The 14,209-nt window shown below is 65.4% G+C and carries 14 protein-coding genes; 7 read left to right on the top strand and 7 right to left on the bottom strand.

Annotated elements, in window-relative coordinates; genetic code table 11:
- Window positions 1–27 precede the first annotated feature (27 nt).
- Window positions 28–738: a DsbA family protein gene (locus ACT6QU_RS18410; protein WP_444565756.1), complete on the bottom strand. Its 711-nt coding sequence runs from the start codon at window positions 736–738 to the stop codon at window positions 28–30.
- Between the two features lie 136 nt (window positions 739–874).
- Entirely contained in the window at window positions 875–1,384 is a 510-nt protein-coding gene (locus ACT6QU_RS18405) for a DUF721 domain-containing protein (RefSeq protein WP_444565757.1), read from the bottom strand.
- Window positions 1,385–1,439: 55 nt separating this feature from the next.
- Between ACT6QU_RS18405 and mutY the strand changes: the two genes are divergently transcribed.
- On the top strand, window positions 1,440–2,564 hold the full coding sequence (gene mutY, locus ACT6QU_RS18400) for an A/G-specific adenine glycosylase (RefSeq protein WP_444565758.1): 1,125 nt from the start codon (window positions 1,440–1,442) through the stop codon (window positions 2,562–2,564).
- Entirely contained in the window at window positions 2,561–3,169 is a 609-nt protein-coding gene (locus ACT6QU_RS18395) for an HAD family hydrolase (RefSeq protein ID WP_444565759.1), read from the top strand. Before mutY ends, ACT6QU_RS18395 begins: the two co-directional genes overlap by 4 nt.
- A gap of 197 nt (window positions 3,170–3,366) precedes the next feature.
- On the opposite strand, the gene ACT6QU_RS18390 is transcribed toward ACT6QU_RS18395, so the two are convergent.
- Window positions 3,367–4,500 (bottom strand): site-specific DNA-methyltransferase, encoded by a 1,134-nt coding sequence (locus ACT6QU_RS18390; RefSeq protein ID WP_444565760.1) that lies wholly within the window; start codon window positions 4,498–4,500, stop codon window positions 3,367–3,369.
- A 142-nt stretch (window positions 4,501–4,642) separates the two neighbouring features.
- Between ACT6QU_RS18390 and ACT6QU_RS18385 the strand changes: the two genes are divergently transcribed.
- Together ACT6QU_RS18385 and blaOXA are read left to right on the top strand one after the other, a co-directional pair.
- Window positions 4,643–5,329, top strand: a complete 687-nt coding sequence (locus tag ACT6QU_RS18385; RefSeq protein ID WP_444565761.1) for an HAD family hydrolase — start codon at window positions 4,643–4,645, stop codon at window positions 5,327–5,329.
- A gap of 7 nt (window positions 5,330–5,336) precedes the next feature.
- The gene (blaOXA, locus tag ACT6QU_RS18380; protein ID WP_444565767.1) at window positions 5,337–6,125 is read left to right on the top strand and encodes a class D beta-lactamase; all 789 of its coding nucleotides are present in this window, start codon (window positions 5,337–5,339) and stop codon (window positions 6,123–6,125) included.
- A gap of 282 nt (window positions 6,126–6,407) precedes the next feature.
- Here the strand turns inward: blaOXA and ACT6QU_RS18375 are convergent, their stop codons facing one another.
- From ACT6QU_RS18375 to thrC, 4 genes are read right to left on the bottom strand one after another with little or no spacing between them, the layout of a single operon-like run.
- Window positions 6,408–9,245, bottom strand: a complete 2,838-nt coding sequence (locus ACT6QU_RS18375) for an EAL domain-containing protein (protein WP_444565768.1) — start codon at window positions 9,243–9,245, stop codon at window positions 6,408–6,410.
- 51 nt (window positions 9,246–9,296) lie between these two features.
- Complete coding sequence (locus ACT6QU_RS18370; protein ID WP_024589093.1) at window positions 9,297–9,893, bottom strand: GNAT family N-acetyltransferase; 597 nt, start codon at window positions 9,891–9,893, stop codon at window positions 9,297–9,299.
- A 7-nt stretch (window positions 9,894–9,900) separates the two neighbouring features.
- On the bottom strand, window positions 9,901–11,193 hold the full coding sequence (locus tag ACT6QU_RS18365; RefSeq protein WP_444565762.1) for a M16 family metallopeptidase: 1,293 nt from the start codon (window positions 11,191–11,193) through the stop codon (window positions 9,901–9,903).
- Between the two features lie 48 nt (window positions 11,194–11,241).
- Window positions 11,242–12,648, bottom strand: coding sequence for a threonine synthase (gene thrC, locus ACT6QU_RS18360; protein WP_444565763.1), 1,407 nt, complete (start codon window positions 12,646–12,648; stop codon window positions 11,242–11,244).
- A 119-nt stretch (window positions 12,649–12,767) separates the two neighbouring features.
- Between thrC and ACT6QU_RS18355 the strand changes: the two genes are divergently transcribed.
- Genes ACT6QU_RS18355 through ACT6QU_RS18345 form a run of 3 tightly spaced genes read left to right on the top strand, consistent with a single transcriptional unit; the run spans window position 12,768 to window position 14,095 of the window.
- Window positions 12,768–13,313: a hypothetical protein gene (locus tag ACT6QU_RS18355; protein WP_444565764.1), complete on the top strand. Its 546-nt coding sequence runs from the start codon at window positions 12,768–12,770 to the stop codon at window positions 13,311–13,313.
- Between the two features lie 31 nt (window positions 13,314–13,344).
- On the top strand, window positions 13,345–13,695 hold the full coding sequence (locus tag ACT6QU_RS18350) for an antibiotic biosynthesis monooxygenase family protein (RefSeq protein ID WP_444565765.1): 351 nt from the start codon (window positions 13,345–13,347) through the stop codon (window positions 13,693–13,695).
- A gap of 28 nt (window positions 13,696–13,723) precedes the next feature.
- On the top strand, window positions 13,724–14,095 hold the full coding sequence (locus ACT6QU_RS18345; RefSeq protein ID WP_444565766.1) for a nuclear transport factor 2 family protein: 372 nt from the start codon (window positions 13,724–13,726) through the stop codon (window positions 14,093–14,095).
- Window positions 14,096–14,209 lie beyond the last annotated feature (114 nt).

The following is a 14,209-nucleotide window of genomic DNA, read 5'->3' as shown; positions in this document are numbered from 1 at the left end:
CCACGCCCGGCATTTGCGATGTGGACGTCAGAGCATCGAGTCGATGATGGCCGACATTTCGTCAACCGACAGTGCTCCCGAATACTTGTTGCCGTTGATGAAGAAAGTCGGCGTCGCCTCGACACCGAAATCGTTCTGGCCGCGAGCCCTTACTGCACGGATTTCATCGAGAAGCGCCTGATCCGTCAAGCAAGCCTCGAAGGATTCCTGTGTAAAGCCGCCGAGACGCGCGATCTTCAGCAGGGCTTCGCGCGCATTGTCGACCGGAACCCAGCTATTCTGCTGCTTGAAGAGCACATCCGACATGGCGAAATAGTTGGCGTCGGCGCAGCGCGCCAGCATCGCGCCGGCCTCGGCCCGCGGGTCGAACGGGAACTCGCGCACGATGAGCCGGACCTGTCCGGTATCGATGTACTTTTCCTTGATCGTCGGCAGCGTGTTGTTGTGGAAATTGCCGCAATGGCCGCAGGTCATCGACGCATATTCGACGATCGTCACCGGCGCGTCGGCCTCGCCCATCACCTTGTCTTCGAGCGTGCCCGGCTCGAGCAGCGCTTCCATGTCGACCGTACCCTGCGGGTTCGGCGCGGTCGCGCCGGTCGTCACCGGGTCGGTGGTCGCGGCGTCCGCGGTGTTGGTGGCGTTGCCGCTGTCGCTGCATGCCGAGAGCGCGAGGCCCGCCACGGGCAGGGCCACGAGCGAGGTCAGGATATGTCTGCGCGACAGATAAGAGGCCATTCGAATCACCTTGCGTCCAGTTTAAGTGTTGCCTGTATTCCATCCCTCTAATGAGCGAATACGGCAAGGATCGTCCCTTTCCTACCGCCAAAGCACGACACTGTGTTCACAAAGGTGCGACTTCGGCGGCGCGGATTCAAGCGCTGCGACGTTTCGCGCCGATCACCTCGGCGCCGAGCCGTTCGAGCGACGCGCGCAGGCCGTCATCCTCGATCTTCGCCGTCACGCTCTTCAGGTGCGCTTCCTGCCGCCCGTCGAGTTTGGCGGGACCGCGCGGGCGGCGCGGCCTTTCAAGCGCGACCGGCTTCTGCAAGATACGGATGCGACCGACGGCGGAAAAGCCGAGGAAGCCGTTGACCCGGGCGATCACCTCGCCCGTCTCGTGCTGCAGCGCCAGCGCCGCCATGCCCTCGCAGGCGACGATCAGCGTCGCGGGCTCGAACGGGTCGTCCTCGCTCATCCGGCGCGGCCAGACGATCTTCTCCGGCCGCGAGGCAGAAGCGATGCGCTCGCCGACGATCTCCTCCCAGGACTGGATCAGCGCGACCGAGATGCCGGCGCGTTTTTTCAAGACGGGATCGAGGATGCGGGTCGCCAGGTCGGCAACCGGCTGGGCGCCCCATGGCCCTTTTGGTTTGCCTGCCATCGGGTAAATCCTTTATGCGCTTGGGTCTCGGCAAACTCCTATCAGGAACGGAAGAATGGCGCCATCGGGCGACGGGACATGGTTCGACGGCGAGCGCGGAAAACGCGTCGCGGCGGGGCTTCTCGCCTGGTACGACCAGCACCATCGCGACCTGCCCTGGCGCGTCCCGCCGCGTGATCTGGCCACCGGATTGCGCGCCGATCCCTACCGCGTCTGGCTGTCGGAGATCATGCTCCAGCAGACGACGGTCGAGGCGGTGAAGCCTTATTTCCGCAAGTTCGTCGAGCGCTGGCCGACCGTCTCCGATCTCGCCCATGCCGACAGCGACGACATCATGAAGGCGTGGGCCGGGCTCGGCTATTATTCGCGCGCGCGCAATTTGAAGGCCTGCGCGGAAGTCGTTGAAAACGCTCATGCAGGTTCATTTCCAGATACCGAACCCGGGCTTCTTGCCCTGCCCGGCATCGGTCCCTACACCGCCGCCGCCATCGCCTCCATCGCCTTCGACCGCCCTGCCGCGGTGGTCGACGGCAATGTCGAGCGCGTCTTCACCCGGCTGGCCGCCATCGCGACGCCGTTGCCGAAAGCCAAGAGCGAAATCAAGGACTTGGTCGCGCTTGCTGTGCCCCTGAATCGGCCCGGCGACTTCGCGCAGGCGACGATGGACCTCGGCGCGACGATCTGTACGCCGCGCCGCCCGAAATGCCTGATGTGCCCGGTCAATGACGAATGCCTCGCCTTGCGCCAAGGCGACCCGGAGTTCTACCCGGTCAAGGCCGCGAAGGCGGAGAAGCCGCTGCGGCGCGGTGCGGCGTTCGTTGCGATCCATGACGGGGCGGTCTTTCTGCGCAAGCGCGAAGCGAAGGGTCTCCTCGGCGGCATGGCCGAAGTGCCGTCGACGGGCTGGACTTCGCGCACCGACGGCGAACTTGTCCCCGGCGCCGCACCCTTTGCGGCGACATGGGAGGTTTCGGGCTCGATCTCCCACGTCTTCACCCATTTTGCGCTGGAACTGACCGTCTTTCGCGCCGAAATTGCCGAGAAACCTGTCGAAAACGGCGGCTGGTGGGCGCGGCTCGAAGATATCCACACGGAGGCGCTTCCGACTGTCATGAAGAAGGCAATCGAGGCTGCCATACCCGGATCGACCAAAGCCAGACCGAAGGAAAAATCGCGTTGACCGAAATCCGCCACATCGTCTTCGACATCGGCAAGGTGCTGATCCACTACGACCCCGACCTCGCCTATCGCGACCTCATTGCCGATGCCGACGAGCGGCGCTGGTTCCTCGAGACGGTGACCACCGGCGACTGGAACATCGAGCAGGATCGCGGGCGGAGCTGGCCGGATGCCGAGGCGCTGCTCGTCGCCGATTTTCCGGATCATGAACCCAACATCCGCGCCTTCCGGCAGAACTGGCACAAGATGGTGCCGCACGCCTATGACGACAGCGTCGCGATCCTCGAAGCGCTGATCGAGGACGGGCACGACGTCACCATGCTGACCAACTTCGCCACCGACACGTTTGCGGAGGCCAGGGAGCGGTTTGCGTTTCTGAGCAAGCCGCGCGGTGTCACCGTTTCGGGGGAGTGCGGGCTGATCAAGCCGGACGCCGCGATCTACAGCCTCCACGCCCGGACGTTCGGGTTGAACCCGAGGCACACGCTCTTCATCGACGACAGCGCGAAGAACGTGGAAGGGGCCAAGCTGGCGGGGTGGCAGGCGGTGCAGTTTACGGATGCGGTGACGTTGAAAGACGACCTGAAGAGATTGGGCGTTCTATAGGATACTGAATCGTTTTCGGCTCTCGATCGTCGAGGCCTGGACCTCTGTGACGATCACAGAGGTGACGGCATTGGGGGTGTCTGCCAAGCTGGAAGGTTGTCGTGCTTAGCTACTACGCCTCCGTCGTTCCTGTGCTTGTCACAGGAACCCCATGCCTCGACATTCCAACTCGCGGAACGGTCACGAGTTAACCGCCCCTACGCTCCCGCGCGATCCATGCCGAGGCGCGCGATGCGGCGTAGTTCGTCGATCTGGTTGAGGCCGCCGGAGCGTTCATAGTGCCAGAAGGTCCAGCCATTGCAGGCGTCGAGGCCCTGCACCAGGGCGCCGACCTTGTGGATCGAGCCGGACATGTCGCCGACCGCAACGGTGCCGTCGGCGCGCACGCGGGCCTGCCAGCGGCGCTTGATGTCGTGCAGTACGGCGCCGGGCTTGATGAGGCCGGAATCGATGAGGCTGACGAAGGCGACGCGCGGTTCGGCGCGCTTGCCGGTCAGGACGGAGAGGTCCATGTCGGCCAAGGGCTTGACGCGGTCGATGCGTTCCTGAGCGGCGTCAATATAGGTCTGGTCGCGCTCGATGCCGACGAAATGGCGGCCGAGGCGCTTGGCTACGGCGCCGGTCGTGCCGGAACCGAAGAACGGGTCAAGCACGACGTCGCCGGGCTTGGTCGAGGACAGCATGATTCGGGCGAGGAGCGCCTCGGGCTTCTGGGTCGGGTGGACCTTGTTGCCGTTCTCGTCCTTCAGCCGCTCATTGCCGGTGCAGATCGGGAACAGCCAGTCGGAGCGCATCTGCACGTCGTCATTCGCCGCCTTCATGGCGTCGTAGTTGAAGGTGTAGCCCTTGGCCTTCGGGTCGCGCGAGGCCCAGATCATGGTCTCATGCGCGTTCTGGAAGCGGCGGCCGCGGAAGTTCGGCATCGGGTTGGTCTTGCGCCAGACGACGTCGTTCAAGATCCAGAAGCCGAGGTCCTGCATGATCGCGCCGACGCGGAAGATGTTGTGGTAGGAGCCGATGACCCAGATCGTGCCGTTCGGCTTCAGGACGCGGCGCGCGGCCAGCAACCAGGCGCGGGTGAAGGCGTCATAGGCGGCGAAGCTTTCGAACTGGTCCCATTCGTCATCGACCGCATCGACCTTCGACTGGTCGGGCCGGTGCAAATCGCCCTCGAGCTGGAGGTTGTAGGGCGGGTCGGCGAAGATGACGTCGATGGAGTGGTCGGGCAGCTTGTTCAGCGCGGCGACGCAATCCCCTTTCAGGATCGTGTCGAGCCAGACGGAGCTTTCGGCTGACGGGGAAAGGTCGGCAAGATGACGCACGGCAGACATGAGGATACCCGATACTCGACAACACGCATTTACTGGCTGTTATGGTTACCGATCACCGTTAACATCGCGTGAAGGCTGACGAATTGCCCACTCGCACGCGCTCGTGTAGGAGGCGGGCACTCCCAATCTGACTGGATCTGCCATGGCTTCCCCCGAACTCGTCATTTTCGATTGCGACGGCGTGCTCGTCGATTCCGAGATCATCGCCGCGCGCGTGGAGGCCGAGATCCTGTCGGCCGCCGGCTACGAGATCAGCCCGGAGGAACTGGCCGAAACCTATGCCGGCCTCACCTTCCGCGAGATCATGCTGCGGATCGAGCGCGAGGCGGCGATCCCGTTCCAGATCTCGATGCTGGACGAGGTGGAAAAGCGCGTCGACCAGCGCCTGAAGGCAGAGGTCAAGCCGATCGAGGGCGTCCATGAGGCGGTCGCCTCGGTGACGGGCAAGCGCGCCATCTGTTCCAATTCGAGTGCCGAACGGCTCGACATGATGCTGACCCGCGTGCGGCTGAAGCCGTTCTTCGAGGGCGTCATCTTTTCCTCGCGCGACACGCCTTCGCAAAAGCCGAAGCCCGCGCCGGACGTCTTTCTCCACGCCGCCGAGGCGCTCGGCGCCAATCCGGCAAAGACATTCGTCATCGAGGATTCCATCCATGGCATCCAGGGCGCGAAGCTTGCCGGCATGCGGGTGATCGGCTTCACCGGCGCCTCGCATACGCATCCGGGCCACGCCGACATGCTGACCGAGGCGGGCGCGGAAACCGTCATCCGCCGGCATGCGGATCTGCCGGCGACGCTTGCCGCACTCAGCGCCTGGTCGGAGGGTTGAGGCCATGATGCGCCGGTCCGCCTTCCTCGCCCTCGTCGCCGCGTGCCTGATCGCCGCTTCAGGCGCCAAGGCTGCCGAGATCTGCACGCTGATCGCCGACGGCGAGAGCGGCGCGGTGCTCCTCGAGCGCGGCGACTGCCGCACCCGCGTCACGCCCGCCTCCACGTTCAAGGTGCCGCTGGCGGTGATGGGATTTGATGCGGGCTTCCTGACCGCCCCCGACGCGCCGGTGCTCGACTTTCAGGAAGGCTATCCGGACTGGATCGCGGAATGGCGCCAGCCAACCGATCCGGCGGCATGGATGCGCCATTCCGTCGTCTGGTATTCGCAGCAGGTCACCAAGGCGCTCGGCGCCGAGCGCCTGTCGGCCTATGCCGGCGCCTGGGGCTACGGCAATGCCGATTTCTCTGGCGATCCGGGCCTTGGCAACGGGCTGGAACGCGCCTGGATCGCGTCGTCCCTCAAGGTCTCGCCTGCCGAGCAGGTGAAGTTTCTGCACGGTTTGTTCAACCGCACGCTTACCGCCTCGCCGTCAGCGATGGAAATGACGGTCGCGATCGTCGAAGGGCATCGGGCCGGCGAGTGGTCGGTCAAGGGCAAGACCGGCTCCGCCTACCCCCGCCGCGCCGACCGCAGCTTCGACCGGGCGCGCGCCTGGGGGTGGTATGTCGGCTGGGCGACGAAAGGCGAGCGCAGCGTGGTGTTTGCGAGGCTGAACCAGGATGAAGAGCGAACGGAAGGGCCAAGCGGATTGCGGGCTCGGGATGGGTTTCTGGCGGAACTCGCGGGGTTGTAGTGGGGAGTGTGGGCGATTCTTTTTGAAGTGAGCCCCACCCTTTATCCCTCCCCACAAGGGGAAGGGAGGGCGTCCGCGTTGTGATCGTTTCTTCTACGAAGCACCCGGATTAACGGGAATGGTGCTACGTCGGCGACTCCCTCCCCCTTGTGGGGAGGGATGAAGGGTGGGGGTCCGCACGGCTAAAGGCCGGGCGCAGCAAAAACTCGACAGTTCCACAAATTAAGGAATTGCAGCTCCGCACGCCCTCGGCGCAGGCGCAGCCAAGCACCCCGCTGCGCCCTACTCCGCAGCGGCCGCAGGCGCCGGCTTTTCCTTCAGCATCCGCATGATCTCGCCGGCCGACATCGGCTGGCCGAAGGCGAAGCTTTGGACGTATTCGCAGCCGAATTCGCGCAGTTCCTCCGCGTCGCTGTCCTGCGCGACGCCTTCGGCGACGACCGACAGGCCGAGTTCGTGCGCCATGTTGACCATCGAGCGCAGCAGCACCAGCCGCTTCGGGCTCGCGTCCTCGACGAAGCTGCGGTCGATCTTGATCGTGTCGAAGGGAAAACGGGTCAGGTAGGCGAGCGAGGAATAGCCGGTGCCGAAATCGTCGAGCGAGAGGCCGATGCCGATCTGGCGAAGCTTGGCCAGCACGTGCGCGGCCTGTTCGGGATTGTCCATCACCAGCGACTCGGTCAGTTCGAGCCGGAAGTTGCGCGGCTTGATGGAGGCGCGGGCGACGACGGAGCGCACGTCGGAGACGAGGTCGCGGCGCAAGAGCTGGCGGCTGGACAGGTTCACCGAGACGAAGAGCGGCAGGTCGCCGGCAAGCTGCAGCCATTCGTGCAAATCGTCGGCGGCCTTCTGCATGGCGAACTGGCCGAGCTGGACGATCAGGCCGCAGCTTTCGGCGACGGGAATGAATTCGCCGGGCGGAATAGCCCCGCGGCGCGGGTGCTCCCAGCGCATCAGCGCCTCGAAGCCTGCAATGGTGCCGTTTTCGAGCCGGATGATCGGCTGGTAGGCAAGCTGCATCTCGCCGCGCTCGACGGCGCGGCGCAGGTCGGATTCGATCTGCAGCCGGTCGCTGCCGCCGGTGCGGAAGGCCGGGCGGAAGGGCTCGATCCGGTCGCCGCCGAAGCGCTTGGCCTGGTGCATCGCCAGTTCCGCATCCTTCAGCATGTCGGCGGCGTTGGACGTGTTGATCGTCCAGGAGACGAGGCCGATCGAGGCCGTCAGCACGATTTCGCGCTTGGCGAAGGTGATCGGCGCGCTGATCGCGTCGCGAACCGCCTCGGCGATGGCAGCGACGCGCACCGGGTCCTGTTCGGAGACGAGCATCAGCGCGAACTGGTCGCCGGCAATGCGCGACAGGCTGTCCTTCGGCTTCAGGATGCGGTGCAGCCGGCGCGCGACGGTGAGCAGGATCGTGTCGCCGGCCGAGATGCCGAGGCTGTCATTGACCTGCTTGAAACGGTCGATGTCGACGACAAAGACCGATGGCCGGATCGCGTCTTCCGATTTGGCGACGGAGAGCAGCGCGTCGAGGCGGCTGGCGAAGATCTGCCGGTTGGGCAGGCCGGTCAGATTGTCGTGGACGGCATCGTGCAGCAGGCGCTCCTCGGCCTTCTTCTGCTCGGTCGTGTCCACCATCGTCCCGACGCAGCGCAGGATTTCGCCGTCAGAGCCGATCACCGGCCGCGCCTTGAGCGTGAACCAGTGGAAATGGCCGTCGGCGCCACGCAGGCGGAACGCCTGGCTGATGCGTCCGCGCCTGTGTTCGAGAATGACGTCGAGCAGGGTGCGGAAGGTGTCGCGGTCGTCCGAATGGAGCGCTGGCAGCCAGTTGCGTGCCGGGCCGTGCAGGCTGTTGGCCTCGAGCCCGAGCTGACGTGCGATGTCGGGGCGGGTGACGATCTTGTCGCGCGTGACGTCCCAGTCCCAGACCGTGTCGCCGGCGCCGGTGACGGCGAGCGCCTGGCGTTCGAGGTCGCTGAACAGGCCCTGCTGCAGCCCGCCGCCGGCAAAGGCGTGCTGCATGACGGTGAAGCCGATGAGCAGCACGACGAGGACGAGGCCGCCGCCGAGCGCGGGCTGGATGATGTCGTTGTCGATGCCGCCGGTCACCGCCATGTAGGCGGCCGCGAGCCAGGCGAGAATCATCAGCCAGCTCGGTATGAGCATCACCGCGCGGTCATAGCCCTGGATGGCGAAAAAGCCGATGAGGCCGAGCCCGGCGACGGCGGTCACGGCGAAGGAAAGCCGCGCGATGCCCGAAGCGATCGCGGGGTCGAAGGTGGCGACGCCGGCAATCATCAGGAGACCGAACACCCAGGCGAGCGCGGCATAGCTGAAGTGCCAGTGCCAGCGGTTGAGGTTCAGATAGGCGAAGAGGAAGACGACGATGGTGGTCGCAAGCGCCACTTCCGCGCCCGCCCGCCAGATCTGCTCGTTGCCGGGGGTGATCTCGATAACGCGCGTCAGGAAGCCGAAATCGATCGAGATGTAGGCCAGAACCGACCAGGCGAGCGCCGCCGTGGCGGGAAAGAGCGAGGTTCCCTTGACGACGAAGAGGATGGTGAGGAACAGCGCCAGAAGGCCGGCGATGCCGATGACGATGCCGCGGAAGAGCGTGTAGGAGTTGACGTTGTCCTTGTAAGCTTCCGGCTCCCACAGGCGCAGTTGCGGCAGGTCCGGCGAGGCGAGTTCGGCGACGAAGGTGACGATCGAGCCGGGATTGAGCGTGACGAGGAAGACGTCGGCGTCGGGCGCAGCCTGCCGGTCGAGCGCGAAACCTTCCGACGGCGTGATGGCGGCGATGCGGCTCGATCCGAGATCGGGCCAGATCATGCCCGAATTCACCAGCCGGAAATGCGGCGCGACGATCAGCCGGTCGATCTGGCGGTCGGTCGGGTTGGAGATCGAGAACACCGCCCAGTCGCCCGACGAGCGCTCGTCGTTGGCGTCGACTTCGATGCGGCGCACGATGCCGTCGGTGCCGGGCGCGGTCGAGACCTGAAAGCTGGAACCCTGGTTGCGGTAGAGGTCGACCCGGTCGGTCAGTTCGATCGCCGCTTCGTTGCCGGTGATGGCGACGGGATCGAGCGCGCGTGCGGGGCCAGTGGCGAGCGCCATCAGGGCTGCAAGGAAGAGCAGGATCGTGCTGGCCTTGAAACGCCCCAAACCTCAGCCTCGTTCGTGTCTGGCCCGATGCTCTTCGGCAATCAGGGCGTAGAGAAGATGATCCCGCCACACGCCATTGATGCGCAGGTAGGATCGCAACAGTCCTTCGCGCCGGAATCCGGCATTTTCAAGCACGCGGATCGAGCGTGCATTGTCCGGAATGCAGGCCGCTTCGAGCCGGTGCAGTTTCAGCGTGTCGAAAGCATGGGACAGCGCAAGCTTCATCGCCGCCTGCATCAGCCCCCGGCCCGCATAACGCTCCCCCATCCAATAGCCGATCTGGGCCGATTGGGCGACGCCGTGGCGGATGTTTCCAACGGAAATGCCGCCGACGAGCCGTCCCCGCTCGGTTTCGAAGATCAGAAAGGCGTGGCCGGTGCCGGCCGCCGCCTCGGCATTGTAGCGCCGCAGCCTCTGCCGCCAGGCCGAATAATCGAGATCGTCGGCCGGCCAGCGCGGCTCCCAGGGTTCGAGGAAGCCGCGGCTTTCCTGGCGCAGATGTGCCCATTCCTCATGGTCGCGCTTGCGCGGCGCACGGATGGTGACGCCGCCTCCCGACAGCGCCGGCATGGCGCTTCTGGCGAAAGGCGCAAACGCCATCGCCGTGTCAGACGGCGAGCTTGCGGGCCGGAGCCGGTGAAGCGGCCAGCATGTCGGTGACCGTCTCGAAGGCCGGCAGAGAACCCACCGGACCGACGGCGGCGATGGTCGGCCGGGCCGAGAACAGGCGCGAGGACAGGTCCGCAAGGCGCTCGGTCGTCAGCTTCGACAGCCGGTCCATCAGCTCCTCCATCGGGATCGGGCGGCCGTAGAGCAGCAATTGCCGCGCGATCTGCGAGGCCCGGCTCGACGGGCTTTCCTGCGACATCAGGAGCCCGGCGCGGTACTGTGCCCGCGCGCGATTGAGCTCTTCGGGCAGGATCGCCTCGCCGGATTGCTTGAGTTCTGCGAGAAGCACCCGCGTCAGTTCGGCGATGTCCTCCTTGCCGGTCGCGGCATGGATGCCGAAGATGCCGGTATCGGAAAAGCCCCAATGGAACGCGTAGACCGAGTAGCAGAGCCCGCGCTGCTCGCGCACTTCCTGGAACAGGCGGGAGGACATGCCGCCGCCGAGGATCATCGAGAGCACCTGCGAGGCGTAGAAATCGCGCACGTGATAGGCCCTGCCCTCGAAGCCGAGCACGATCTGCGCGTCCATCAGGTCGCGGCTTTCGCGGAAATCACCGCCGACATAATGCGCAAGCGTAGGCAGCGTCGCCTCGCAGCGCGGCTGGAACGAGCCGAGGCGCTTTTCGACCTCGCGCACGAAGGCGTCGTGGTCGACGGCGCCGGCCGCGACGACGATCATCCGGTCCGCCGCATATTGCCGCTCGAGGAAGCCCCGCAACTGCTGCGAGGTGAACGCGCGAACCGTTTCGGGCGTGCCCAAGATGGACCGGCCGAGCGTCTGGTGCCGGAACGCGGTCTCGGTGAACCGGTCGAAGACGATGTCGTCGGGCGTATCGTGCGCCGCGCCGATCTCCTGCAGAATGACGTGCTTTTCGCGTTCCAGCTCGTCCTCGTCGAATTTCGAATCCATCAAAATGTCGGCGAGGATGTCGATGGCGAGCGGCATGTCGTCCTTCAGGACGCGTGCGAAGAACGACGTCGTCTCGACGCTCGTCGCGGCATTGATCTCGCCGCCGACATTCTCGATGTCGGACGCGATCTGCCACGCCGAGCGCTTGCCCGTGCCCTTGAAGGCCATGTGTTCGAGCAGATGGGCGATGCCGTGCTCGTCGTCGCGCTCGTCGCGCGAGCCCGACTTGACCCAGATTCCGAGTGACACGGATTCGATGTGCGGCAGCGTCTCGGTGGCAACCGTCAGGCCGTTCGACAAACGGCTAACCTCAACCCCCATGCGGGTCGTACTCCCTGGACAATGCGTGTCTATGAATGGCGACACGCCTTACTGGTTTGCGGCCGCTCTTGTACGGCGGTCGATGTGATCTTCCAACATTTTCAGGTCTGATGGAAGGACGTCGAATTTTTCGGGCCTCGTCATCAGATCGCCGAGCCAGGCCGGCAGCGCCGGATCGACCCCGCTGGCAGCCTGCACCGCGTCGGGAAATTTCGCCGGATGCGCGGTCGAGAGCACGACCATCGGAACGGCAGAATCCCCGGCGAAATCGCGCGCGACCTTGATGCCGATCGCCGTATGCGGATCGGCCAGATAGCCGGACTTTTCGAGCAGGTTGCGGATCGTCTTCGCCGTCTCGCCGACGCTCGAGCGCCCGGCGGCAAATTCCGCCCGCATCGCCGCGAGCGGCCCCGCGTCGATCGTGAAAGCGCCGGACTGCTTCAGGCTTTCCATGTAGCGCCGGACCGTCGCCGCATCGCGCCCCGCCGCCTCGAACAGAAGGCGCTCGAAGTTGGACGATATCTGAATGTCCATCGAGGGCGACGTGGTGGCGACGACGCCGCGCGTCTCGTAGCGCCCGGTCTCGAAGGTGCGCGCGAGAATGTCGTTGTCGTTGGTGGCGATGACCAGCCTGTCGACTGGCAGGCCCATCTTCTTGGCGGCATAGCCGGCGAAGATGTCGCCGAAATTGCCGGTCGGCACGGTGAACGAGACCGGCCGGTCCGGCGCGCCGAGCGAAATCGCGGACGAGAAATAGTAGACGATCTGCGCCATGATCCGCGCCCAGTTGATCGAGTTGACGCCCGAAAGCATCACGCGATCCCGGAAGGCGTGGTCGTTGAACATGCCCTTTACCAGCGCCTGGCAGTCGTCGAAATTGCCTTCGATCGCGAGCGCGTGGACGTTGGCCTCGGTGGACGTCGTCATCTGGCGCTGCTGGACGGGGGAGACGCGGCCATGCGGGAAGAGGATGAAGATGTCCGTCCGGTCGCGCCCGGCGAAGGCGTCGATCGCCGCGCCGCCGGTATCGCCCGAGGTCGCGCCGCAAATCGTCGCCCGCTGCCCGCGCATTTCCAGCACGTGGTCCATCAGCCGCGCGAGCAACTGCATCGCCACGTCCTTGAAGGCGAGCGTGGGCCCGTGGAAAAGTTCGAGCACATATTCGTTCGCGCCCGTCTGGACGAGCGGGCACACCGCCTCGTGCCGGAAGGTCGCATAGGCTCCGTCGACGATGCTGCGGAAATCGGCCTCGGAGATGTCCTCGGAAACGAACGGCGTCAGAAGCCGGATCGCAAGTTCCGGATAGGCAAGGCCGCGCATCGCGCGGATGTCGTCGGCGGAAAAATGCGGCCAGGCGTCGGGCAGATAGAGCCCGCCGTCGCGGGCGAGCCCTGCGAGGAGGACATCGGCGAAGCCAAGTTGCGGCGCCTCGCCGCGCGTACTCGAAAAGCGCATCGGATTCCTTGCGGAGTGTGTGGCGGGTCCGCGGACTGTTGGTAATGCAAACCGCCCGGTCGCCTTTTGGTTTCGGCGTTGGTATAGAACACCAGCTTTGCGTGAGGGAAGGGCCGTCCATGCCGATTTGTCGTTCGTCGATCCGTCATCTTGCCGTGCTGGCGGGCCTGGGCTCGCTCGTGGCCGTCTCGGGCTGCCAGTCGAACGACGGTTCGGCGACAGCCGCGCAGCCCGCCGCCGTCAATGTCGAGGAACTGCGCGCCTATTGCCCGCAGGTCATTCTCGAAACCGAGGGCACGGTCTGGTCGCAATATGAACGCGGCGGCGAAGGCGACGCGGCGAAGCTCGTCCGGCGCACGACGATTTCCGAGACCACCCGCGCCTGTTCCTATTCGGCCGATGCGATCACCGTGAACGTCGCGGTTGCCGGCCGCGTCGTCCCGGGCCCCGTCGGCAGCCCCGGCCAGGTCTCCGTGCCGCTCGTCGTCGAAGCACGCCGCGGCGGCGAGGTGATCTATTCCAATCCGGTGAATTACGGCGTCCAGGTCACTGATACGGCCGGCGCGACGCAGTTCGTCTTCAACGATCCCGCCGTCCTGATCCCGCAGGCCGGCGCCCAGCAGACCCGCATCTTCGTACGCATCGACGTGCCCGAGGCGCGCTGATCCTTTCGCGCCCGGCAACGGAGCAGCCATCGTGATTGCCGTCATCTTCGAAGTCTGGCCCGCAAAGGGCGAACAGACACACTACCTCGACCTCGCCGCCGCGCTGCGCGGCGAACTCGAGACCGTCGACGGTTTCATCTCCGTCGAGCGCTTCGAGAGCCTGACCGAGCCCGGCAAGCTCCTCTCCCTCTCCTTCTGGCGGGACGAGGAAGCGGTTCGCGCCTGGCGCAACCGCCCGGCGCATCGCAAGACGCAGGCGAAGGGACGCGGCGGCGTGTTCAGCGATTATCGCCTGCGGATCGCGGAAGTCGCGCGCGATTATGGTATGAATGACCGCGCCGAGGCACCGCAGGACAGCCGCGCGGCCCACGCCGCCGGCTGACGGTCGCCTCTGCAACGGAGGCCCGGCCATGGACATCAGATCGACCCTGCAAGCACTGTGCGACGCCTTCAACGCGCACGACCCCGACCGCGTCATGGCGTTCTTCGCCGATGACTGCGTGCTCGAAATGCCGCGCGGAGCGGACCCGTGGGGCACGCGCTTCGAAGGCCGGGAGGCCGTGCGCAAGGCCATCGCCGGGCGGTTCGAGGGGCTGCCGGACGTTCACTACGGCGATGCCGAGCATTTCGCCGACGAGGCGGCCGGAGCGGGCATGTCGAAGTGGAACCTGACGGGCACGAGCCGTGACGGGACGAAGACGAATGTCAGGGGCTGCGATTTCTATACGTTTCGGGAGGGAAAGGTGATCCGCAAGGATTCCTACTGGAAGATCGTGGAGTAGTCTGTGGCGCGGCTGCGCCGCCTGTTCTTTCTGAAGTGACCCCCACCCTTTATCCCTCCCCACAAGGGGGATCGTTGCAAAATCGGTGTAGCGAGCATTTTGATGCTGCACGAA

This window comes from Aliihoeflea sp. (assembly GCF_052435475.1).
Lineage (GTDB): Bacteria > Pseudomonadota > Alphaproteobacteria > Rhizobiales > Rhizobiaceae > Aliihoeflea.
The sequence above is the reverse complement of the archived record's forward strand: the minus strand, read 5'-3'. Positions and strand labels throughout refer to the sequence as shown.

Excerpts from the sequence above, each read along its gene's own strand:
- ACT6QU_RS18355 (WP_444565764.1), top strand. The coding sequence starts at position 12,768 with ATGCCGATTTGTCGTTCGTCGATCCGTCATCTTGCCGTGCTGGCGGGC.
- ACT6QU_RS18385 (WP_444565761.1), top strand. The coding sequence starts at position 4,643 with ATGGCTTCCCCCGAACTCGTCATTTTCGATTGCGACGGCGTGCTCGTC.
- ACT6QU_RS18375 (WP_444565768.1), bottom strand. The coding sequence starts at position 9,245 with ATGGCGCTCGCCACTGGCCCCGCACGCGCGCTCGATCCCGTCGCCATC.
- ACT6QU_RS18405 (WP_444565757.1), bottom strand. The coding sequence starts at position 1,384 with ATGGCAGGCAAACCAAAAGGGCCATGGGGCGCCCAGCCGGTTGCCGAC.
- blaOXA (WP_444565767.1), top strand. The coding sequence starts at position 5,337 with ATGCGCCGGTCCGCCTTCCTCGCCCTCGTCGCCGCGTGCCTGATCGCC.
- ACT6QU_RS18410 (WP_444565756.1), bottom strand. The coding sequence starts at position 738 with ATGGCCTCTTATCTGTCGCGCAGACATATCCTGACCTCGCTCGTGGCC.
- ACT6QU_RS18390 (WP_444565760.1), bottom strand. The coding sequence starts at position 4,500 with ATGTCTGCCGTGCGTCATCTTGCCGACCTTTCCCCGTCAGCCGAAAGC.
- mutY (WP_444565758.1), top strand. The coding sequence starts at position 1,440 with ATGGCGCCATCGGGCGACGGGACATGGTTCGACGGCGAGCGCGGAAAA.
- ACT6QU_RS18365 (WP_444565762.1), bottom strand. The coding sequence starts at position 11,193 with ATGGGGGTTGAGGTTAGCCGTTTGTCGAACGGCCTGACGGTTGCCACC.
- thrC (WP_444565763.1), bottom strand. The coding sequence starts at position 12,648 with ATGCGCTTTTCGAGTACGCGCGGCGAGGCGCCGCAACTTGGCTTCGCC.
- ACT6QU_RS18370 (WP_024589093.1), bottom strand. The coding sequence starts at position 9,893 with ATGGCGTTTGCGCCTTTCGCCAGAAGCGCCATGCCGGCGCTGTCGGGA.
- ACT6QU_RS18345 (WP_444565766.1), top strand. The coding sequence starts at position 13,724 with ATGGACATCAGATCGACCCTGCAAGCACTGTGCGACGCCTTCAACGCG.